Origin of the sequence: Pseudomonas sp. IT-347P (genome assembly GCF_949768005.1) — a bacterium.
Classification (GTDB): domain Bacteria; phylum Pseudomonadota; class Gammaproteobacteria; order Pseudomonadales; family Pseudomonadaceae; genus Aquipseudomonas.
Window position 1 is genome coordinate 134493 of sequence record NZ_CATKPQ010000055.1, and the last position, 21026, is coordinate 155518.

Sequence of the window (21026 nt, forward strand, 5' to 3'; positions counted from 1 at the left end):
GAGCGGGTCTGCAGGGCTTGGTCGAACGGCCATGCCCGCAGACTCGCAATCCGCAATATGCGAGCATGGCTCGCTCCTGCAAGTGTGTAGCGGTTATAGATGAAAACCCCCGTCTGGTTCCCCCAAAGTTTTTTCTCCCGCACCCTCTGGCTGGTGCTTATCGTCGTGCTGTTTTCCAAGGCGCTGACCCTGGTTTATCTGTTGATGAACGAGGACGTGCTGGTGGACCGCCAATACAGCCACGGCGTCGCCCTGACGCTGCGTGCCTATTGGGCCGCCGATGAAGAAAACCGCGCGAAGATTGCTGATGCCGCAACCCTGATTCGGGTCGTCGGCGCGGGTGTGCCGGAAGGCGAGCAACATTGGCCGTACAGCGAAATCTACCAGCGGCAGATGCAGGCCGAGCTGGGCGCCGACACCGAAGTGCGTTTGCGCATGCATTCGCCGCCGGCGTTGTGGGTCCGTGCGCCGAGTCTCGGTGATGGCTGGTTGAAAGTGCCGCTGTACCCGCATCCATTGCGCGGCCAGAAAATCTGGAATGTACTCGGCTGGTTCCTCGCCATCGGTTTGCTCTCGACGGCCTCTGCGTGGATTTTCGTCAGTCAGCTCAATCAACCTTTGAAGCGTCTGGTGTATGCCGCCCGGCAGCTTGGTCAGGGTCGCAGCGTGCGGCTACCGATCAGCGACACGCCGAGCGAGATGACCGAGGTCTATCGCGCGTTCAACCAGATGGCGGAAGACGTCGAGCAGGCCGGACGCGAACGCGAATTGATGCTGGCCGGCGTGTCCCATGACTTGCGCACACCGCTGACCCGCTTGCGCCTGTCGCTGGAGTTGATGGGCGACCGCAACGACCTGACCGACGACATGGTGCGGGACATCGAGGACATGGACGCGATTCTCGACCAGTTCCTCGCATTCATTCGCGACGGTCGCGACGAGTCGGTGGAAGAGGTCGATCTGACTGATCTGGTGCGCGAAGTGGCCGCACCGTACAACCAGAACGAAGAGAAGGTGCGTTTGCGTCTGGAGCCGATTCAACCGTTTCCGCTGCGTCGGGTATCGATGAAACGCTTGCTCAACAATCTGATCGGCAACGCCCTGAACCATGCCGGTGGCAGCGTTGAAGTCGCCGCTTATGTGTCTGGAGACGTCAGTGCGCCGTATGTGGTGCTGAGCGTGATGGACCGTGGCGCGGGGATCGATCCTTCGGAACTGGAGGCTATCTTCAATCCGTTCACCCGAGGCGATCGTGCCCGGGGTGGCAAGGGCACAGGATTGGGCCTGGCGATTGTGAAGCGGATTGCTTCGATGCATGGCGGCAATGTTGAACTGCGCAACCGGTCCGGCGGTGGACTGGAAGCGCGGGTGAGGTTGCCGTTGGGGCTGATGCTGCCGCGGGATGCTGTGTAGATCAAAAGCCCCTCACCCCAGCCCTCTCCCAGAGGGAGAGGGGGCCGACCGAGGTGTCTGGCGCTCTACATCGACCTGAAATTTCGAGTCGATTATGGATTCGGTAAAGCCAGATCAGATCGGCGTAACTCTCAAGCATCCCCCAATCAGTCCCCTCTCCCCATGGGAGAGGGTTAGGGTGAGGGGCTCTTGCTCTTCGCTCTAGCCCTTGCCTTTAGTGCGGGTCATATTTGGCCCGCCATTTTTCTCAAGATGCTCGATGATGATCCCCGCGACATTTTTGCCCGTGGTGGTCTCGATCCCCTCCAGCCCCGGCGACGAGTTCACTTCCATCACCAGCGGCCCATGATTGGAGCGCAAAATATCCACACCCGCCACCGCCAAGCCCATGACCTTGGCCGCACGCAATGCCGTCATGCGTTCTTCCGGGGTGATCTTGATCAGGCTGGCGCTGCCGCCGCGATGCAGGTTGGAACGGAATTCCCCCGGCTTGGCCTGACGCTTCATCGCCGCGATCACTTTGTCGCCGACCACGAAACAACGAATATCCGCACCGCCCGCTTCCTTGATGTACTCCTGAACCATGATGTTCTGCTTCAGGCCCATGAACGCCTCGATCACCGATTCGGCCGCCGTGGCGGTTTCGCACAGCACCACACCAATGCCTTGCGTGCCTTCCAGTACTTTGATCACCAGTGGGGCGCCGTTGACCATGTCGATCAAATCGGGAATGTCATCCGGCGAGTGAGCAAAACCTGTCACCGGCAAACCGATACCGCGACGCGACAGCAGCTGCAACGATCGCAGCTTGTCTCGCGAACGGGCAATCGCCACCGACTCGTTGAGCGGGAACACTCCCATCATTTCAAACTGGCGCAACACCGCGCAGCCGTAGAACGTCACCGACGCACCGATTCGCGGGATCACCGCATCGAAGCCTTCCAGCGGTTTGCCGCGATAGTGGATCTGCGGCTTGTGGCTGGCGATGTTCATGTAGGCGCGCAAGGTGTCGATCACGACCATTTCATGCCCGCGTTCGGTTCCGGCTTCGACCAGACGGCGGGTGGAATACAGACGCGGGTTCCGCGACAGCACAGCGATCTTCATGCAACACCTGTGGAAGAGGTAGATACCGGGAACACCGGCTTGTCTTGTACATATTTGATACCCGGATTGACCACCAACTGGCCATCGATCAGGGCTTTGGAACCGAGCAGAAGGCGATAGCGCATCGACTTGCGGCAGGCGAGGGTGAATTCGACCGGCCAGACCCGATCACCCAGAGCCAGTGTGGTGCTGATCACGTAACGCTCCTGCGCATGGCCATTGGAGCTTTTGATGGTTTTGCGGGTAACCAGCGGTGCTTCGCAGCGGCGGTGACGCAACTGCACCACGGTGCCCAGGTGCGCAGTGAAGCGCACCCACTTCTCGCCGTCGCGTTCGAACGGCTCGATGTCGGTGGCATGCAGGCTGGAAGTGCTGGCGCCGGTGTCGATTTTTGCGCGCAGGCCCGCGACTCCCAAATCGGGAAGCGCCACCCACTCGCGCAGACCGACAACGGTCAAATGGTCAAATGTCTTCAATGGAAAAAAACCAACGATTAACGCGTCCAGGCCTCAGGTGCAACCCGGGCCAACGCTTTGAATGCAGGTTTGGCGAACCAGTAGCCCTGCATCAGAAATATTCCACAGTCCGCCAGGAAATCCCGTTCACCGGCGCTCTCGATGCCTTCGGCAATGACTGTAACGTCCAACTCCGCACAGATTGTGACAATCCCCCGGACGATCGCCTGACGGACACGGTCTTGGTCGACATCGCGGATCAGCGCCATGTCGAGTTTGATCAGGTCCGGTTGAAAATCCGCCAGCAGATTGAGCCCCGAATAACCGGCACCGAAATCGTCGATGGCGGTCTTGAAGCCGAATTCGCGGTATTCACGCAGAATATTGGTCAAATGGCGATAGTTATCTACGTGCTCGCTTTCCAGGGTTTCGAAAATCAGTCGGTCGAGCGGGAAACGGTGCTTTTTGGCCGCCTCGAGCGTACTGCGTATGCACAGCTCTGGACGATAGACGGCGTTGGGCATGAAGTTGATTGACAAGTGTGTCTGCATATTAAGATCGGCCGCGCCTTCGATGGCGCGGGTCCGGCAGAGCTGGTCGAAACGGTAGCGGTTTTCTTCTGTAACCTGATTCAACACGCTGAGTGCGCCTTCACCATTCACACCGCGGACCAACGCTTCATGGGCGAAAACCGACTGGTCGCGCAGATCGACGATGGGTTGGTAGGCGAAGGAAAAGTCGAAGCCCAGCGGCTCGCTTTGCTGGCAGCCCAGGCAACCGGCATTGGGCGAGGTTAATGAAGACGGAAATTTAGTCACTCGAGCACTCCATGCCGATGCACCGGCCAAGATCACAGTCTATCTGGAGGGCCGAGTTCTTGCGCCCGACAGAAACGGTAGTACAGTTCCGACTACTGGCCGAACGAGGAATTCAAATGGCACAAAAAAGCGAAGAGGACGACAAGGTCCGTCTCGACAAGTGGCTGTGGGCCGCGCGTTTCTACAAAACCCGCGCCTTGGCCAAAGCAGCGATCGAGAGTGGCAAGGTGCATTGTCGCGGCGAGCGCTGCAAACCGGGCAAGGAGCCGCGCATTGGCGATGAGTTCGAGATTCGTACCGGTTTCGAGGTGCGCACGGTGAAGGTCGAAGCGTTGTCGATTGTGCGGCGTGGCGCGCCGGAAGCGCAGACGTTGTATTCGGAGACAGAGGCGAGTATCGCCAAGCGTGAAGCGGCAGCAGCGATGCGCAAGGCGGGGGCGCTGGGTGTAAGCACTGACGGCAAGCCGAGCAAGAAGCAGCGCCGGGATTTGTTCAAGTTTCGCGGCAGCAGTAACGACGAGTAATTGTGACGATCATTCGTTGTTAGTGCTGGCCTCTTCGCGAGCAAGCCCGCTCCCACATTAGATTCGGCTTCTCCAAGAGGACCGCGGTCAATTGTGGGAGCGGGCTTGCTCGCGAATGGAGTGCGCAGCACTTGCCATGGCTGACGCCGTATCAGGCGCTTCGCACCACACTCATCCGCGACACCAGCGGCAACTTGCCCAGCAACGCGAAAATCGGCGCGGTCACCTTCAGCCAGAAGTTCGACGCATGATAGGCAAACGGCGTGTAGTAACCCCAACCCAATGCCCACACCGCCAGCAACACACCGCCGATGTAATCGTCCTGTCCCCAATGCGCACCAGCCACCAGGCGCGGCAGCATGAACAGCAGCGCCAGACCCCAGACCGTCACAAACTGGCCAACCGTGCGGCTGAACACGCCCATGAACAGTGCCCAGATCAGCAATACCGAAGCATGATCACCGGGGAAACTCTGGCTCGAGCGATCCTTCAGCTCCCAGGTCTTCTCCAGGTGCGGGAAGTAATCGCTGATATGCACCGCGCCTTCCAGCACCATCGAAGGGCTGCTGTGCTGCCAGTCCATATGGTCGGCGAACTTGGAAAACAGCGCGCGGATCACCACCATCAACAGCAGGATCGAAAAAAAACCGAAGAAGGCGCGGCGCACCTCAATGGCCTTGAACACCCAGTCGCCCTTGATCAGCAGCGTCAGCAGGATCAGACCAACAACAATGTCGAACGGACGCAGACTTGCAATTGCCCAAATGTGGAGCCATATCGGGTTGCTGGCCAGCGGTGCATTGAGCGAGCGGAACAGCCACTCGTCGAAAATCACACACAGCGAGTTGCCCGTAGGCCATAACCAGAAAGCCAGTAGCGCCAGCGGCACTACGTTGCACAGAACCAGCCGGCCGAGGTTCCACCTTGATTGGAACAAACCCGGATTGTTCATAAAATGCCTCCCATGGCTTAACGCGGGCACCAAAAAGGGTGCCAAGAAGTGCAAATTTTCACGTCTTGTAACCATTTTGTCACCACATTCAGATACCCAAAATTATGACCGACCTAGCGGATACCGATTTCACCCAACGTTTCATCTTCGATGACAGCGACACGCGCGGCGAACTGGTTGCGCTTGAACGCAGTTACGCCGAAGTTCTCGCCAAGCACCCGTACCCGGAACCGGTGGCGCAACTGCTGGGCGAATTGATGGCAGCCGCCTCGTTGCTGGTGGGCACGCTGAAGTTCGACGGTTTGTTGATTCTGCAGGCGCGCTCGGAAGGGCCGATCCCGCTGCTGATGATCGAATGCTCCAGCGAGCGCGAAATCCGTGGCCTGGCGCGTTACAACGCCGAGCAGATCGCGGCGGACGCGACCCTCAGCGATCTGATGCCGAACGGAGTCCTGGCCTTGACCGTCGACCCGACTGTTGGCCAACGCTATCAGGGCATTGTCGACCTCGACGGCGAAACGCTGTCCGACTGCTTCACCAACTATTTCGTCATGTCGCAACAGGTCGGCACCCGCTTCAAGCTGTTCGCCGACGGTCGTCGTGCCCGTGGCCTGCTGCTGCAGCAATTGCCGGCCGATCGCTTGAAAGACGAAGAAGAACGTGCGGCCAGCTGGCAGCACATCACGGCGTTGGGCAACACGCTGACGGCTGATGAATTGCTCAGCCTGGACAACGAAACCGTACTCCATCGTCTCTATCACGAAGAACAGGTGCGCTTGTTCGATGTGCAACATCTGCGCTTCAGCTGCAGCTGCTCGCGGGAACGCTCCGGCAATGCGCTGGTCAGTCTTGGGCTGGAAGATGCGTTGGCGCTGGCGGCCGAGCAGGGCGGCAAAGTCGAGATCGATTGCCAGTTTTGCAATCAGCAGTACCTGTTCGACTCGGCCGATATTGCTCAATTGTTCGCTGGCGCAGGCGTCGACACGCCGTCAGATACCCGGCACTAAAACGGTTCAGCGCAGGTAAATTCACTGCGTAACGACGGAATTTCGCCGTTACGACGGGAGGACCCTACTCTTTTTGGGCTTTTCTGGCATAATCCGGCCCACTTTTTTCGCGGTAGTAGTGCACGACTTTCTACTACAAAACGTTTGGAGCACACTCGGCCACTGGCCGACGGGGAACCTCATGACGCAAGCCAATAACGCCGTGTACACCGATCTGAGTGTTGATGATCTGGTAAAAGAAGCCCTGCAACGCGGTGAGGGCGAGCTTGCCGATACCGGCGCTCTGGTTGTTCGCACTGGTCACCGCACCGGTCGTTCGCCTGTTGACCGTTTCATCGTTGACGAGCCTTCCACCCAGGCTGCTATCGCCTGGGGCCCGATCAACCGCAAGTTCCCGGCCGACAAGTTCGACGCGCTGTGGGCTCGCGTAGAAGCATTCAACAACGCGCAAGAGCACTTTGTGTCCCACGTGCATGTAGGCGCGGCGGAAGATCACTACCTGGCCGTGAAAATGACCACCCAGACTGCCTGGCAGAATCTGTTCGGTCGTTGCCTGTTCATCAACCCGGCCCAGTACAACCCGGCCGGTCGTGAAGAGTGGCAAGTGCTCAACGTGGCCAACTTCGAGTGCGTGCCTGAGCGTGACGGCACCAACTCCGACGGTTGCGTGATCATCAACTTCGCGCAGAAGAAAGTGCTGATCGCCGGCATGCGTTACGCCGGTGAAATGAAGAAAGCCATGTTCTCCGTGCAGAACTTCCTGCTGCCGGCCGCCGACGTGCTGCCAATGCACTGCGCTGCCAACATCGGCGAAGAAGGCGATGTGACCCTGTTCTTCGGTCTGTCGGGTACCGGTAAAACCACCCTGTCGGCCGACGAAAGCCGTTACCTGATCGGTGACGACGAACACGGCTGGGGCGAAGGCGTGGTGTTCAACATCGAAGGCGGTTGCTATGCCAAGTGCATCGACCTCTCCGAGAAGAACGAGCCGGTGATCTGGAAAGCCATCAAGCACGGCGCGGTGCTGGAAAACGTCGTGATCGACGACGCCAAGCACGCCGACTACGCCGATGTGAGCCTGACCCAGAACAGCCGCGCCGCTTACCCGCTGGAACACGTTGCCAAGCGTTCCGAGAAGAACCTGGGCGGCGAGCCAAACGCGGTGATCTTCCTGACTTGCGACCTGACCGGCGTCCTGCCGCCAGTATCGATCCTCAACGAAGAACAAGCGGCCTACCACTTCCTGTCCGGCTACACCGCACTGGTGGGCTCGACTGAAATGGGTTCGGGCAGCGGCATCAAGTCGACCTTCTCCACCTGCTTCGGCGCACCGTTCTTCCCGCGTCCGGCCGGCGAATACGCTGAGCTGCTGATCAAGCGCATCCGCGGCTTCGGCTCGAAGGTTTACCTGGTTAACACCGGCTGGACCGGCGGTGGCTATGGCGTCGGCAAACGCTTCAACATCCCGACCACCCGCGCGGTGATCGCAGCGATCCAGAGCGGCGCGCTGATCGGTGCAGCCACCGAACACCTCGACACCATCAACCTCGACGTGCCACTGGCCGTACCGGGCGTTGAAACCAACCTGCTCAACCCACGCAACACCTGGGCTGACAAGGCTGCGTACGACGAGGCTGCGAAAGCACTGGCCGGTCTGTTCATCGAGAACTTCAAGAAGTTCGAAGTGAGCGACGCGATCAAGGCTGCAGGGCCTAAGTTGTAAGATCTGTCGTGATTGAAAAAGCCGCCTTTAGGGGCGGCTTTTTTGTGAGTGATGGCCGGGGGCCGTAAAACAGCTTAACTGCCATTATTCCTGCAGAATCCGAGTGAAACAGCCAGAATAATGCCACTTAAGGCGCAGGGCCCTCCCGCAGTGATTTTAGTCATCACGGCCATTGTTGTCGGGCATGCATTATTCGCAGTACCTCCACATATCCCTCTTTGATCGTGTAAACGATGACGTAGTTGGACGCTGCGACGATTTCTCGTGTGCCCTCAAGTGTGCCTTTTCTGTACAAGGTCGGGCGCTGTCGGGCGACTTCGCCTTTTGATTCGAAAACATCGTCGAGATCCGCAGCCGCTTCAGGGTTGTCTTGACCAATGTGGTTCATGATTCGGTCTCGGTCATCAAGCGCTTCCTGGCGCCAGACCAACTTCATCAGCGCGCTCGTCGACGCAGGGCATCACGCTTGGCGGCAAATATTCGGCGAGCATCTTCATCGCTGACGCTTGGTCTTGGATCATCAATGCTTATTTGCACCTGACGTTTGAACCATTCTTCATACGCAGCAGCCTCATGAGCTTGTTTCAACGCTTCGGAACGGTCCGGGCGAGCATAGGTTTTCAGTTGCAGTGGGTCATAGCTGGAGGCATCCACTCCAAAGTGGCAGATACCTAACCCCTGTAAGTAGCCCACCAGGGTTTCAAGTCGTTTGAACAGACGCACCTGACCGCTGCGTTGCGCTGCCAGTGCGAATTTTTTGTTTCCTTGCTGAATTTGGATTGACCAGCCACCGGGTTTGGCGACGATATTGGTGCTGCTCACAGAACCGTTTCCAATCAGACGGGTAAGGGTGCTGTGATCGATGGTTTCAGTTGTCATGAAGACAAGCCCTTGGCTGAACAGTGGCTCACATCGTACGCAATCAATAGTAGTTTGCAAAATTCAACTCCTTGAGCTGGACACCGGGTGCCCAGCAATCATGTTCTTAAGTTAAGGCAGGCGTTTTGTTATCAGGCTGGAGCTTTCCAATTGAGCATCCGCTGCTGCGCGACTTGCAGCAGGTCACAGCCATCCTGCGTCAGCAGATAGAGGGCGTGGGTGATGTGGGGGATGTCTTCGACGTCGGCTTGTTTGAAGCTGAGGCAGTAGAGGGTTTTTAGCAGGTCGCTTGAAGCGCGCAGGCGCTGGACGGCGCATTCGAGGATGTCTTGCGGGTTGGCCTGGGTGTCGATGAGCAGAGGTTTGGTGTCGGTGAGGTTGGATTCGAGTGGGCCGTAGCGATCGGTGGTGAATTGGTTCCATGTTTTCAATTTGTTGATCCTCAAATGCTTCAGATGAAGCCACCACATCGTGACCAAGCGACAGGAGGCGACTGTGTTCGGGTTGGTCAACCGGTGAGGATCGCGCACATACCCGGCACACCCGGAGGTGTCCCAAACACAGTCACCATAAACTGCAGGCAATTGAGTGCCCGCAGCATACAGCGCATGCGTATACACGATCCAATCGGGTGACCAAGCCCGAGCCGCTGATTCGTCAGCGACAGCCACGACTATAGGTTCGCGCCCTCAAATCTCGATAGGCGACAAAGCGTCTGGTTGCGTAGGAGCGGGACGAAGATTTCATCAGACGTTCCTACCTACACATCATCATTTTTCAACGCAGGTGTTTATACGTCGAAACATCCAGCAAACTCGTTGTCAGCCCCGTTGCTGGCGCATAGATCGAACCCTTCACCGTCGAGAACGGCACCCCTTTGCTGCCCAGCGAAACATAGCGTTCACCTTGATCCAGTTCGGTGAAATAGGTGTAGGAAACGCTGTGCATCTTCTTGTAGCGCGCTTCGTTGGCGACGATGGCGCCACTCAGGCGCTGGAGTTCGGCTTCGCTCAGGTTCAGGGTTTTGTTCAGTTGTACGCCCCAGCGCTTGAGGCAGGTTTCGGCAAGGTGGCGGACGATGCGGCCAGGCTCGACCAGCGTTTTGAGGTCGCCGCTGCTGGTGGGCACACCACCGGCAGCGGTGGCGTTGCCGGCCATGGTCGCGTGGCGGCCAGCCATCGGGTAGATGCAGGTTTTGGTGCCGGGAGCAGTTTGTGGAATGACACAGCTGAAACCTTTGGAGCGTTCATCACGAGCATAGAAGGCGACATATTCTTTGACGTTGGCCCCGAGTTTGACGCGCGCATCCTGGAAGTTGCCGGTTCCCGGTACGGGATCAAGGGCGAATATTTTCACCGGGATATTGCTCAGCTGGCGATCATTCAACATCGCATTGGCCAGCATATGGCAACTTACACCGCCTCGGCTCCAACCTACCAGATTGACTTGGGTGGGAATAATGCCGTCCTTGCGGAATGTTTTGATGATCTGTTCCTGCAACTTCTGCTGGGTCACGCTGCGGTCGCCGTAGTTGTATTTACGCCAGAACCACGAACCTTCGACCTTTACATCTTCAATAGGAATGCCGGCGGCTTTGAGACGGTTGTATTCGGCTTCGGTCAGTTGTTCACGCTGCCAGTTGCATTTGCCTTTGATGATATTGACGGCGTGCTGCACGTTTTCTTCCCAGCCTTTGCCGAACAGCGTGCCGCTAAGGCCATACTCTTTGGTCTTGGTGAACAGGTCATCAGCCTGCAGGTTGCCGCTGCCAGGCCCGTCGACGATGATCCATTCGGCGAACTCGCGACCGGTATGGTTGGCGGCGAGTGTGGAAACCAGTTCGCCGTTCCAGAAGTTTCCATGGGCAGTATCGAACTTGTTGGAGCCCGTACCGCAAAAAAATATAGTTAAAACTGTCATGGCGTTGCCCTTGTTTGCTAATAAGAGCGAACAAGTTAGTGGTGGTTGTATATGTAAATAAAGTGCGTTGGTGTTTCTGTATTTGTACTGGATTTAATTGTAGGTCGATTGTGGTGCATTTTGCTTGGCAACTTCCAGCAAGTCGCAGCCATCCTGTACCAATAAATAAAGTGCATTGACGATATTAGGGATGTCTTTCACGTCAGCTTGCTTGAAACATAAGCAATAAAGTGTTTCCAGCAAATCACCGGCCGCGCGCAGACGCTGATCGGCGGCATTGAGCAGGTCACCTTGGCTGGAGTGACTGTCGATAAGCAGTACCGGTTTTTCGCTGTAGCAAGTTTTGAGTGGGCGATAGCGATTGATCATGGGAGGCGTGTCCTGTTCGAAGGCGCTTGGGGCGGGCCGACAGAGTGTTTGCAGCCGCGCCTCCACTATAGAGAGGCGTTTCTCTGTGGGACAAGACGGCCGCAATGGACAGGATTCGTAGGGGTTTTTCCGGGTTTTGAGGAAATGTCCTACGTGTTTTCGCCGCTCTTCAAGCCAAAACCCTTAGGCGTAATAATTCCTACATGTTTGTCAGGCGATTCGCAGTAAACCGCTGTATCTGGCGCGCCAGAATCTGTAGGGCGTTTCCAAACGTCTGACACGCGCTTGAAGGGAATCAGGTATGCACTGGCTACGAATGGCCGCGATTTTATGGCTGGGGTTGGGCGCTTGCCGTTTGTTTTGCCGGCGTGTGCGCAGCGTCGCTGATGTGCGTCAGTTAGCGGCAGCATTCACCGGCGACATCAGCCCGGCCCATGCGCTGTGGCGAGCAAGAGTCAAAGCGTGCATGAGCAATACTCAACGAGCAGTTGCGCGTGGCGGTGTTGCTGCCTTGATGATCAGGCCACTGCTGCGCAGACTGTCGTCAGATAGCCAGCAAGGTCCGGTATATCACCGGGAAGCGGCACGCATCCACTCAACAACAGTGATGCGATGATGAGACTGAGGGGCAACTTCAGTTTGTCCGGCATTTTTTTCATTCCTTTTGAGGTTGTGCGTACATCAGCCGTCCTGGCGTGACACAGGTGTGATCGTGCGCGGCCCGCCACGTTAGCGCGATGCCGAAAAACACCGCGATAAACAAATCGTGTCGTCTGTTTCCATCTGTGGCCAGGCGTTCCGGGCTGTATCATTCCGTATCGATTTGCCCCCCGACCTTTTCTCGACTCGCTGCGATCGCCCGCTAGGCTGTTGGCATGTCAGCGGTCAAAGGAGTGACAGCGAATGCACAACACCCTGGAACAGGTTTTTGGTTATCCACAGTTTCGACTTGGTCAGGAAACGGCTATCAGCGCCGTGCTGGCCGGGCGCTCGGCCGCGGCAATATTTCCCACAGGCTCCGGCAAATCACTTTGCTACCAACTGCCGGCGGTGATGCTGCCGAACCTGACGCTGGTGGTGTCACCGTTACTGGCGCTGATGCAGGATCAGTTGGCGTTCCTGCAGCGCCACGGTATTTCGGCGGGCAGTATTGATTCGGCGCAGAGCCGCGATGATGCCAATGACGTAATGACACGCGCTCGTTCAGGTGAATTGAAGATTCTCATGGTTTCTGTGGAGCGCCTGAAGAACGAACGCTTCCGCAATTTCTTGCAGCAGGTGCCCATCTCGCTGCTGGTGGTGGATGAGGCGCATTGCATCTCGGAGTGGGGGCACAATTTCCGCCCCGACTACCTCAAGCTGCCGGACTACCAGCGTCAATTCAATATCCCGCAGACACTGCTGTTGACGGCCACGGCAACGCCGAAAGTCATCGCGGACATGCAGGCCAAATTCGCTATCTCGGCTGAAGATGTAGTGACGACCGGCTTCTACCGAGCCAATCTCAATCTGCTGGTTGAGCCGGTGCGGGGTGAGGACAAGCGTCGGCGCCTGGTGGAGTGGATGGCCGAGCGGCCCGGACAGCCGAGCATCGTCTACGTGACTTTGCAGAAGACTGCTGAACACATCGCCGAACACCTTGAGCGCCAGGGCATTCAGGCCGAGGCATATCACGCCGGTTTAGCCCACGACAAACGCGAGGCGATCCAGAAACGCTTCATGGCCGGGCAGTCCGACTGCATCGTGGCAACCATCGCATTCGGCATGGGCATCGACAAAAGCGATATCCGCAATGTGGTGCATTTCGACCTGCCCAAATCCATCGAAAACTACAGTCAGGAAATCGGTCGTGCCGGGCGCGACGGCCAGCCTTCGGACTGTCTGGTACTGGCCAATCGTGACAGCCTCAATGTGCTGGAAAACTTCGTCTACGGCGACACGCCGGAGCGCGACGGCATCCGTCATGTGCTCGACGAGTTGCAAGCGTCGGTACCGCAAGGGCAGTGGGAGTTTTTGCTGGGACCGTTGGCGGATCAGAGCAATATCCGCGCACTGCCGCTCAAGACTTTGCTGGTGCAATTGGAGCTGCGTGGGCTGATCGCTCCACGCTATGCCTACTACGCCGAATACCGTTTCAAGTATTTGCTGGAACCGGAGGCTTTGCTTGAACGCTTCGAGGGTGAGCGCAAGGATTTCGTGGCGGCGATCATCCAGACCTCAACCCGCGCGCGGACTTGGGCGACGGTGAATTTCGAGGCGATGTACGCGCAGTATTCGGCCGAGCGCAACCGGGTGGTCAAAGCACTGGATTACTTTCAGGAAAAAGGCTGGATCGAGCTTGAGAGCAAGCTGATGACCGAGGTCTACAGCGTGCTGCACAGCGATTTTGACAGCGAAGCGTTGAGCGCGGAGCTGCACGGCTATTTCACCCGTCACGAACAAACCGAAGTGGCGCGGATACACGCGATGCTTGAACTGTTCTCGACCGAACGTTGCCTGGGTTATCGGCTGGCGGAGTATTTCGGTGATCAAAATGCGCCAGAGCAATGTGGGCATTGTTCGGTGTGTCACGGGCAGGTTGCGCGGTTGCCGGCACCACCGGAATTGCCAGGACTTGTGGATAAAAACTTTGCGGCCCTGTGCGGCGATTTTATTCACAGGCATGAGCAGCACACCGGGGACATTCCGACAGCGGAGCGCCTGACCCGGTTTTTGTGCGGGATCAGCGTGCCGTTGTTCACCAGACTCAAGGCACGGACGATTTCCGGATATGCGGCATTGGAAGAGTACCCCTACGCCGAAGTCCGACAGTGGGCGCAAGAGCACCTCTAACCCTTGTAGGCGCTGGGGAGGTGCGCTATCCATCCGCTGAATGTCGATCATCACGGTAATAAACTTCAAAAAACGTCGATGGCTGACTATGGTGAGACCAGTCTTTGGATCGCCAACAAGAGAACAACATGAGCCAGACATCCTTCGATATTCAGCAAGCGGCGGTGATCGGTGCGGGCACCATGGGCCGCGGCATTGTCATGTGCCTGGCCAATGCCGGCGTAACGGTGCAGTGGGTGGATAACAATCCACAGATGCTTGAACAGGCCCTTGCCACTGTGGCCGAGACTTATGCACACAACGTGCGCCAGGGGCGGATTGAGCAGGCCGAGGCAGATGCGCGTATTGCGCGGGTCAGTGTGGCGGCGGATTACCCGGCGATACGCAATGTCGACCTGGTGATCGAAGCGGTGTACGAAAATCTTGAGCTGAAGCAGAAGATCTTTCGTGAGCTGGATGGCTTGCTCAAGCCTGAAGCGTTGTTGGCGAGCAATACCTCAGCCCTGGACATCGATGCGATTGCCGCTGCGACAAGGCGTCCGGAGCAAGTGCTGGGCCTGCATTTCTTCAGTCCGGCACACATCATGAAGTTGCTGGAAATCGTTCGCGGCGCGCAGACTTCTGCGGCAGTGCTGGAGGCGGCGCTGGCACTGGGCAAACGTATGGGCAAGGTCAGTGTGGTGTCGGGCAACTGCCACGGCTTTATCGGTAATCGCATGCTGCATCCGTATGTGCTGGAGGCGCGCAAGATGTTGCTTGAGGGCGCTTATCCACAGCAGGTCGACGCGGCGCTGCAAGGCTTCGGTTTTGCGATGGGGCCGTTTCGCATGTACGACGTGGTCGGCATCGATCTGGAGTGGCGCGCTCGCGAGTTGGCCGGCAAAGGCCAGGACGCGCCAGAGGTTCAGGTGGATAACCGCTTGTGCGAGCTGGGCCGGTTTGGGCAGAAATCGGGCAACGGTTATTACCATTACGAGCCGGGCAGTCGTCAGGCCGAGCATGATCCTGAGGTGGATGCGCTGGTATTGCGGGTCAGCGAAGGGCTGGGCTTCCAGCGTCGTGAGATCGGCCCGGAGGAAATTCTGGAGCGCTGCCTGCTGGCGCTGGTCAACGAAGGCGCGAAGATTTTGCAGGAGGGCATTGCCGAATCCGCGCACGACATTGATCTGGTGTATCTGAATGGCTACGGCTTCCCGGCGGACAAGGGCGGGCCAATGGCCTGGGCGGATCAGCAAGGCCTGGCCGATATTCATCAGCGCTTGCTTGCGCTGGAGACGCGGCAGGGTGATCAGTGGAAACCGGCGCGGTTGATTGGTGAGTTGGCGGCGCAGGGTAAGGGGTTTGCTCAAATGTGATGTAGCGGCCAGAATCGATCCCCCTCACCCCAGCCCTCTCCCCCAGAGGGAGAGGGGGTAAGGGAGCCGGTCTTTGTGGGTTTCAACATTTGGGTTCGACTTGATAGCTTCAGGTCGGCGTAACTCGAAAGAACACCTCGGTCAGTCCCCTCTACCTCTGGGAGAGGGCTAGGGTGAGGGCAAACGGCCTCACTGAAAGAACAAGAGAATCAGCACATGTCCACCCCTCAGCGCACCGATTACCCTCACTTCCAGCCCATCACCACACGCTGGCACGACAACGACGCTTACGGTCACGTCAACAATGTGACCTACTACAGCTTCTTCGACACGGCAGTGAACACCTACCTGATTCAGGTCGGTGGTCTGGATATCCATGACGGCGAGGTGGTGGGGTTTGTGGTCAGTTCGGCGTGCGATTACTTCGCCTCGATCGCGTTTCCGGATCTGATCGAGATCGGTGTACGAGTTGGCAAGCTGGGCAACAGTTCGGTGCAGTACGAATTGGCGGTGTTCAAGGTCGGCGAAAGCGAGGCCTGTGCGGCGGGGCGATTCGTGCATGTGTTTGTCGACCGTTCGAGCAACCAGCCGGTACCGATTCCTGCCGAACTGCGACAGGCACTGGAAAACCTGGTGGTGTAAACGGCAAAAAAAATCGCAGCCCTCGGGCTGCGATTTTGTTCAAGCATTCGCCTTAACGGTGGCGATAGTACTTGTGATGCTTGCGATGGCCGTAGGCATGGCCGCGACCTGGGTGGCCATCGCGGTAGTAACGACGATCATCGTGGCGACGGTCGTAATGACGATCGTCGTCATCGCTCTTGTTGCCCATGTAGTTGCCCAGCGCGCCACCGGCGCCGCCACCTGCTGCGGAGCCGATCAGGCTGCCGGTGGTGCCGCCCATGCTGCGGCCGACCACGTTACCGCCGGCTGCGCCCAGCGCACCACCGATGGCGGCTTCGCCGCGGCTGCGCTTGTCTGCGCCGACTGCGCTACCACCCGCACCGCCCAAGGCTGCGCCGATGGTGGAACCTGTATTGCCGCCTAAGGACTGACCGACGACCGAGCCAAGAACCCCGCCCAATGCGCCGCCCACACCTGCTTCGGTGGTGCCGCCTGCGGAAGCAAAACCACTGACCAGGCCAAGGGACAACAAGAGAATCGAGGAGAACTTCATAGATGAGCCTCAAAGGGATGACGGCGCCGATCCTGAGGCTGTGTAACGAGCGTGACAATCAAAATCCGACGAATAGCACGACATGTATACAATTTTGCAAGTTGCTGTTTTTTCACCGGAACTTAACCGATTTTCGCTGGTCTTTAGCTACTTCGGACAGGCCGCTTTTGTGAAAAAGCGGCCTTTTTTGTGGGCGGTTGTAAACTGCTTGACCCCAGACATGTATTGCTTGAACCGACGCCTTCGCGAGCAAACTAGCACCCACATTTGAAATGCATTCCAATGTGGGAGCGAGCTTGCTCGCGAATAGGCCGGTACTGACACCGCTTTAGGCGGATTTGGCCATGATCAGCCCAGTCTCACTCGCTGCCTCCAACCGGATCGCAATGAACTTCGACGTCGGCGTATGGCTGCCATCCCCAGTACTTTCCAGCGGCACCAGCGGATTCACTTCCGGGTAATACGCCGCCGCTTGCCCGGCCGGAATATCAAAGGCCAGCAGGGTAAAGCCTTTTACGCGACGCTCACGACCATCGTCCCACAGCGACACGATGTCAGCCTTCTGCCCCGGACGGAAGCCCAGGCGAATGATGTCTGCCTCATTGACAAACAACACGTCACGCTGGCCTTTGACTCCGCGATAACGATCGTCGAGGCCATAAATCGTGGTGTTGTACTGATCGTGGGAACGCATCGATTGCAGGATCAGGTCCGGCAGCAGCCCGGTGGCGCGGGTGCGTTCGTGCACCAGATCTTTCGGCAGCATGTTCGCGCGGAAATTGGCGCGGCCCGACGGCGTGTTCCACTTGCGCGCGCCGGCGCTGTTACCGAGATAGAACCCGCCGGGGTTCTTGATCTTCTCGTTGAACTCCTTGAAGTTGGGAATGGTGTCGGCGATCAGTTCGCGGATGCGCCCGTAATCGGCCACCAGCCAGTTCCAGTCCACCGGTTGACTGCCCAGTGTGGCGGCGGCGATGCCGGCGATGATCGACGGCTCCGAACGCATCTGGTTCGACAGCGGCTGCAACTGACCGTTGGAGGCGTGAACCATGCTGAAGGAGTCTTCCACGGTGACCGCTTGCGGGCCTTCGGTCTGGATGTCGATGTCGGTACGACCGAGGCACGGCAGGATCAGCGCGTCTTTACCGTGGGCCAGGTGGCTGCGGTTGAGTTTGGTGCTGATCTGCACCGTCAGGTCGCAATTGCTCAGTGCGGCGAACGTACGCGTGCTGTCTGGCGTGGCCTGGGCGAAGTTGCCGCCCAGACCGATAAAGACCTTGGCGCGGCCCTCGGCCATTGCGTGGATCGCCTCGACCACGTTGTGGCCGTTGTGGCGCGGCACCTTGAACTGGAAACGTCGTTCCAGCGAATCGAGGAACGCCACCGGCGGACGCTCGTTGATCCCCATCGTGCGGTCGCCCTGCACGTTACTGTGACCGCGCACCGGGCACAGTCCGGCGCCGGGTTTGCCGATGTTGCCGCGCAGCAGCATCAGGTTGGCGATTTCCTGGATGGTCGGCACCGAATGGCGATGCTGGGTGATGCCCATCGCCCAGCACATGATCACGTTCTTGCCTTTGGCATACATGCGCGCAGCTTGCTCGATCTCGACCAGGGTCAGGCCGGACTGTTCGACGATCTGCTCCCACGGCGTGTCATCGACGACTCCGAGATACTCGAGCACGTTGGCACTATGGGCGTTAAGGAAATCGTGATCGAACACGGCAGGTTCGCCAGCCTTTTGTGCGTCGCGCTCCCACTGCAGGAGGAACTTGGCCATGCCGCGCAGCAGCGCCATGTCGCCACCGAGTGCCGGGCGGAAATACGCGGTGTTGGTCGGCTTGTCGCCATTGGTGAGCATTTCGATCGGGTGTTGCGGGTGCTGGAAACGTTCCAGGCCACGCTCTTTCAACGGGTTGATGCATACCACTTGCGCACCGCGCTTCACCGCTTCACGCAGCGGCTCGAGCATGCGCGGATGGTTGGTGCCGGGGTTCTGACCCCAGACGAAAATCGCATCGGCGTGTTCGAAATCGTCGAAGGTCACGGTGCCTTTGCCAACGCCGACACTTTGCGCCAACGCCACACCGCTGGCTTCGTGGCACATGTTCGAGCAGTCAGGAAAGTTGTTGGTGCCGTAGGCGCGCACGAACAGTTGATACAGGTAAGCCGCCTCGTTGCTGGCTCGACCCGAGGTGTAGAACTCGGCCTGATCAGGGCTCGGCAGGCTTTGCAGGTGTTTGGCGATCAGCGCGAACGCCTCATCCCAACTGATCGGCTTGTAGCGATCGGTTTCCGCGTCATAGACCATCGGCTCGGTCAGACGGCCCTGATATTCCAGCCAGTAGTCGCTCTGCTCCAGCAACGAAGTGACGCTGTGTTTGGCGAAGAATTTGGCATCGACGCGGCGCTTGGTGGCTTCCCAGTTCACCGCTTTCGCGCCGTTCTCGCAGAACTTGACCATGCCGCTTTCCGGCGAGTCACCCCACGCGCAACCCGGGCAGTCGAAGCCGCCGTTCTGGTTGGTCTTGAGCATCATGCGCAGGTTCTTCAGCGCGTTGTCGCTGGTCAACCAGGCCTGAGCCACGCTGATCAGGGCACCCCAGCCGCCGGCGGCACCTTTGTAAGGCTTGTAGCGCGGGACAGGTTTCTGGTCGGCTTGATGATGTTGGCTCACGCTTGATTCTCCATCGCGGGGCTGTACACCCGCGGCGCACTTTTCTGCGGCAGGTGGATGAGATTGAGGTTGTGTCGACGGGCCCATTGCACGGCAAGGCCAGTAGGCGCGGACAGGCTGACCAGGGTCTGGATGCCGGCGCGCAAGACTTTCTGGATCAATTCGAGACTGCAACGGCTGGTGACAATCGCCAGGCCGCCTTCTGTGGATATCTTTTGCCGGATCAGTCCACCGATCAGCTTGTCGAGGGCGTTGTGCCGGCCGATGTCTTCGCGACCGAGCAACAATTCGCCGCTGGCGTTCATGAACACCGCCGCGTGCACCGCACCGCAGTACTGGCCCAAAGGTTGAAAGGCACTGATGCGCTGACGCAAACCGTCGAGCCATTCAATCGCGGGCAACGGCGCACCGGGCAGGACTTCCAGATCAGGCAGCGCCTGTTCCACCGCTTCGACACCGCACAATCCGCAACCGCTGGTGCCGGCCATTTGCCGACGTTGTTGCTTGAGGTTCCAGAAGGCGCGGTTGGCGATGGTCACTTGCGCGTATTGCGCCGAGCCCGCGCCGGTCAACTGCAGGTCATATATGTCGGTAGGGTCGGTGATGATGCCGCTGCCGAGGCTGAAGCCGACGATGAAGTCTTCAAGGTCGGTGGGTGTCACCAGCATCACCGCTTGGCTGATGCCGTTGTAGGCGATCGCCAACGCGACTTCCTCGGCGAGCGCAGTGCTGGCCGATTCCTCGCGGGGTAAATCACTGTAACTGTAGGTCTGGCTGGCAGCGGGCGCGGGCGTTTCAAGTACAGGCGCCGCGCAGGCCGGGCGCTTGGCGTTCATGGCATCACCGACGGTTTGATCAACGTTAAGACTAGGCGCGGCAAGTTGTCGCGTCTAATCGCTAGTGTCGATCTATCGATAGATACCGTCGATCAAGAAGCTGTGGGTGATTTCTGATACAGCGCAAAACACGCCTCGGCCAACGCCGAGCGAGGCGCCCCGCGCCGCATGATCAAGCCCAGCGGGGCGAGGGTCTGGGCGTTTTCGATGGGTTGCAGACGCAGGTGGTCAGTGAGTTTTTCCAGCCCGCCGTCCAGAGGCATGATTGCGCAACAGAAGCCGCCGTGTACCGCTTGTAACAATTGATGCACCGCATCGGTTTGCAGCAACGGTTGCGGGGTCAGGCCACGGCTGTGGAAGTTGTGGTCGATGGACTGACGAAAATGCATGCCGCTGGTGAGCATGCCCAGCGGCAGTTCGATCAGCGACTGCCAACTCAACGGCGCGTCGCCAAAGGTGAACGAGCGCTGATCGTAAAGCAGGCCCATGCGCGTTTCACTGAAGCCCAGGGATTCGAAGCGCTCGTTATCCAGACGATCGAGATAGGACACGCCGATATCAATACGGTTGTTCGCCAGATGTTCGAGGATCTGTTCGGAACTCAGCGCCGACATTTCGAAGCGCAAATTCGGGTGGGCGCTGTGCAGGCGTTGCATCAACGGCAGCGGATCGAAGCTCGACAGCGGCACTACGCCCAACCGCAGCGTGCCGATCAGGTTGCCGCGACACGCCGCTGCTTCCGCGTGCAAACCGTCATAAGCCGCCATCACCGAGCGCGCCCACGCCAGCACGCGCTCGCCCGGCGCGGTGAACCCTTCAAAGCGCTGGCCACGGTTGACCAACTGCAGGTCGAGTTCTTCTTCGAGGCTGCGCAGGCGCATCGACAGGGTTGGCTGGGTGATGTGGCAACGCGCGGCGGCCTGGCCGAAGTGGCGGGTTTCGTCGAGGGCGATGAGGAATTTCAGCTGCTTGATGTCCATCT

At 58.4% G+C, this 21026-nt stretch carries 20 protein-coding genes and 1 pseudogene; 8 read left to right on the plus strand and 13 right to left on the minus strand.

What is annotated here, in order from left to right; all coding sequences use genetic code 11:
* Positions 1 to 99 precede the first annotated feature (99 nt).
* On the plus strand, positions 100 to 1413 hold the full coding sequence (locus ACM6IV_RS20195; RefSeq protein WP_016986270.1) for an ATP-binding protein: 1314 nt from the start codon (positions 100 to 102) through the stop codon (positions 1411 to 1413).
* 201 nt (positions 1414 to 1614) lie between these two features.
* Here ACM6IV_RS20195 and rimK read toward each other — a convergent pair whose 3' ends face one another.
* From rimK to ACM6IV_RS20210, 3 genes are all read right to left on the minus strand, one after another.
* On the minus strand, positions 1615 to 2520 hold the full coding sequence (gene rimK, locus ACM6IV_RS20200) for a 30S ribosomal protein S6--L-glutamate ligase (protein ID WP_007949201.1): 906 nt from the start codon (positions 2518 to 2520) through the stop codon (positions 1615 to 1617).
* On the minus strand, positions 2517 to 2936 hold the full coding sequence (locus ACM6IV_RS20205; RefSeq protein WP_250606527.1) for an ATP-dependent zinc protease: 420 nt from the start codon (positions 2934 to 2936) through the stop codon (positions 2517 to 2519). Before ACM6IV_RS20205 ends, rimK begins: the two co-directional genes overlap by 4 nt.
* Positions 2937 to 3013: 77 nt before the next feature.
* A complete protein-coding gene (locus ACM6IV_RS20210; RefSeq protein WP_414871355.1) occupies positions 3014 to 3793 on the minus strand; it encodes an EAL domain-containing protein in 780 nt (259 codons plus the stop codon).
* A 116-nt stretch (positions 3794 to 3909) separates the two neighbouring features.
* Between ACM6IV_RS20210 and ACM6IV_RS20215 the strand changes: the two genes are divergently transcribed.
* Complete coding sequence (locus ACM6IV_RS20215) at positions 3910 to 4317, plus strand: RNA-binding S4 domain-containing protein (protein WP_123449454.1); 408 nt, start codon at positions 3910 to 3912, stop codon at positions 4315 to 4317.
* Positions 4318 to 4468: 151 nt separating this feature from the next.
* On the opposite strand, the gene ACM6IV_RS20220 is transcribed toward ACM6IV_RS20215, so the two are convergent.
* Positions 4469 to 5269: a phosphatase PAP2 family protein gene (locus tag ACM6IV_RS20220; protein WP_414871356.1), complete on the minus strand. Its 801-nt coding sequence runs from the start codon at positions 5267 to 5269 to the stop codon at positions 4469 to 4471.
* A 104-nt stretch (positions 5270 to 5373) separates the two neighbouring features.
* On the opposite strand from ACM6IV_RS20220, the gene hslO reads away from it, so the two are divergent.
* Together hslO and ACM6IV_RS20230 are read left to right on the plus strand one after the other, a co-directional pair.
* Entirely contained in the window at positions 5374 to 6276 is a 903-nt protein-coding gene (hslO, locus tag ACM6IV_RS20225) for an Hsp33 family molecular chaperone HslO (protein ID WP_414871357.1), read from the plus strand.
* A gap of 181 nt (positions 6277 to 6457) precedes the next feature.
* On the plus strand, positions 6458 to 7999 hold the full coding sequence (locus ACM6IV_RS20230) for a phosphoenolpyruvate carboxykinase (protein WP_414871358.1): 1542 nt from the start codon (positions 6458 to 6460) through the stop codon (positions 7997 to 7999).
* Between the two features lie 163 nt (positions 8000 to 8162).
* Here ACM6IV_RS20230 and ACM6IV_RS20235 read toward each other — a convergent pair whose 3' ends face one another.
* The 5 genes from ACM6IV_RS20235 to ACM6IV_RS20255 form a co-directional block, all read right to left on the minus strand.
* Positions 8163 to 8435: a type II toxin-antitoxin system RelE/ParE family toxin gene (locus ACM6IV_RS20235; RefSeq protein ID WP_414871359.1), complete on the minus strand. Its 273-nt coding sequence runs from the start codon at positions 8433 to 8435 to the stop codon at positions 8163 to 8165.
* A complete protein-coding gene (locus ACM6IV_RS20240; protein ID WP_414871360.1) occupies positions 8435 to 8878 on the minus strand; it encodes a hypothetical protein in 444 nt (147 codons plus the stop codon). Before ACM6IV_RS20240 ends, ACM6IV_RS20235 begins: the two co-directional genes overlap by 1 nt.
* 131 nt (positions 8879 to 9009) lie before the next feature.
* Positions 9010 to 9309 (minus strand): hypothetical protein, encoded by a 300-nt coding sequence (locus tag ACM6IV_RS20245; protein ID WP_414871361.1) that lies wholly within the window; start codon positions 9307 to 9309, stop codon positions 9010 to 9012.
* A gap of 346 nt (positions 9310 to 9655) precedes the next feature.
* The gene (locus ACM6IV_RS20250) at positions 9656 to 10798 is read right to left on the minus strand and encodes a hypothetical protein (protein WP_414871362.1); all 1143 of its coding nucleotides are present in this window, start codon (positions 10796 to 10798) and stop codon (positions 9656 to 9658) included.
* A gap of 93 nt (positions 10799 to 10891) precedes the next feature.
* Entirely contained in the window at positions 10892 to 11167 is a 276-nt protein-coding gene (locus tag ACM6IV_RS20255) for a hypothetical protein (protein ID WP_414871363.1), read from the minus strand.
* 358 nt (positions 11168 to 11525) lie between these two features.
* Between ACM6IV_RS20255 and ACM6IV_RS20260 the strand changes: the two are divergent.
* From ACM6IV_RS20260 to ACM6IV_RS20275, 4 genes and pseudogenes are all read left to right on the plus strand, one after another.
* A pseudogene (locus ACM6IV_RS20260) lies at positions 11526 to 11682 on the plus strand (polysaccharide deacetylase); the annotation flags it as partial.
* A gap of 388 nt (positions 11683 to 12070) precedes the next feature.
* Positions 12071 to 13999 carry an ATP-dependent DNA helicase RecQ gene (locus tag ACM6IV_RS20265; protein WP_414871364.1) on the plus strand — a complete coding sequence of 643 codons (1929 nt, stop codon included), beginning with the start codon at positions 12071 to 12073 and terminating at the stop codon, positions 13997 to 13999.
* A 128-nt stretch (positions 14000 to 14127) separates the two neighbouring features.
* Positions 14128 to 15354, plus strand: coding sequence for a 3-hydroxyacyl-CoA dehydrogenase NAD-binding domain-containing protein (locus ACM6IV_RS20270; protein ID WP_414871365.1), 1227 nt, complete (start codon positions 14128 to 14130; stop codon positions 15352 to 15354).
* A gap of 216 nt (positions 15355 to 15570) precedes the next feature.
* Entirely contained in the window at positions 15571 to 15996 is a 426-nt protein-coding gene (locus tag ACM6IV_RS20275) for an acyl-CoA thioesterase (protein ID WP_414871366.1), read from the plus strand.
* 52 nt (positions 15997 to 16048) lie between these two features.
* Here the strand turns inward: ACM6IV_RS20275 and ACM6IV_RS20280 are convergent, their stop codons facing one another.
* The 4 genes from ACM6IV_RS20280 to ACM6IV_RS20295 form a co-directional block, all read right to left on the minus strand.
* Entirely contained in the window at positions 16049 to 16531 is a 483-nt protein-coding gene (locus tag ACM6IV_RS20280; protein ID WP_414871367.1) for a glycine zipper domain-containing protein, read from the minus strand.
* Positions 16532 to 16859: 328 nt separating this feature from the next.
* Positions 16860 to 19208, minus strand: a complete 2349-nt coding sequence (locus ACM6IV_RS20285) for an FdhF/YdeP family oxidoreductase (RefSeq protein WP_414871368.1) — start codon at positions 19206 to 19208, stop codon at positions 16860 to 16862.
* Positions 19205 to 20044 (minus strand): formate dehydrogenase accessory sulfurtransferase FdhD, encoded by an 840-nt coding sequence (gene fdhD, locus ACM6IV_RS20290; RefSeq protein ID WP_414871369.1) that lies wholly within the window; start codon positions 20042 to 20044, stop codon positions 19205 to 19207. The genes ACM6IV_RS20285 and fdhD overlap by 4 nt, the downstream gene beginning before the upstream one ends.
* Before the next feature lie 92 nt (positions 20045 to 20136).
* Positions 20137 to 21024 carry a LysR family transcriptional regulator gene (locus ACM6IV_RS20295; RefSeq protein WP_414871370.1) on the minus strand — a complete coding sequence of 296 codons (888 nt, stop codon included), beginning with the start codon at positions 21022 to 21024 and terminating at the stop codon, positions 20137 to 20139.
* Between the last annotated feature and the right edge of the window lie 2 nt (positions 21025 to 21026).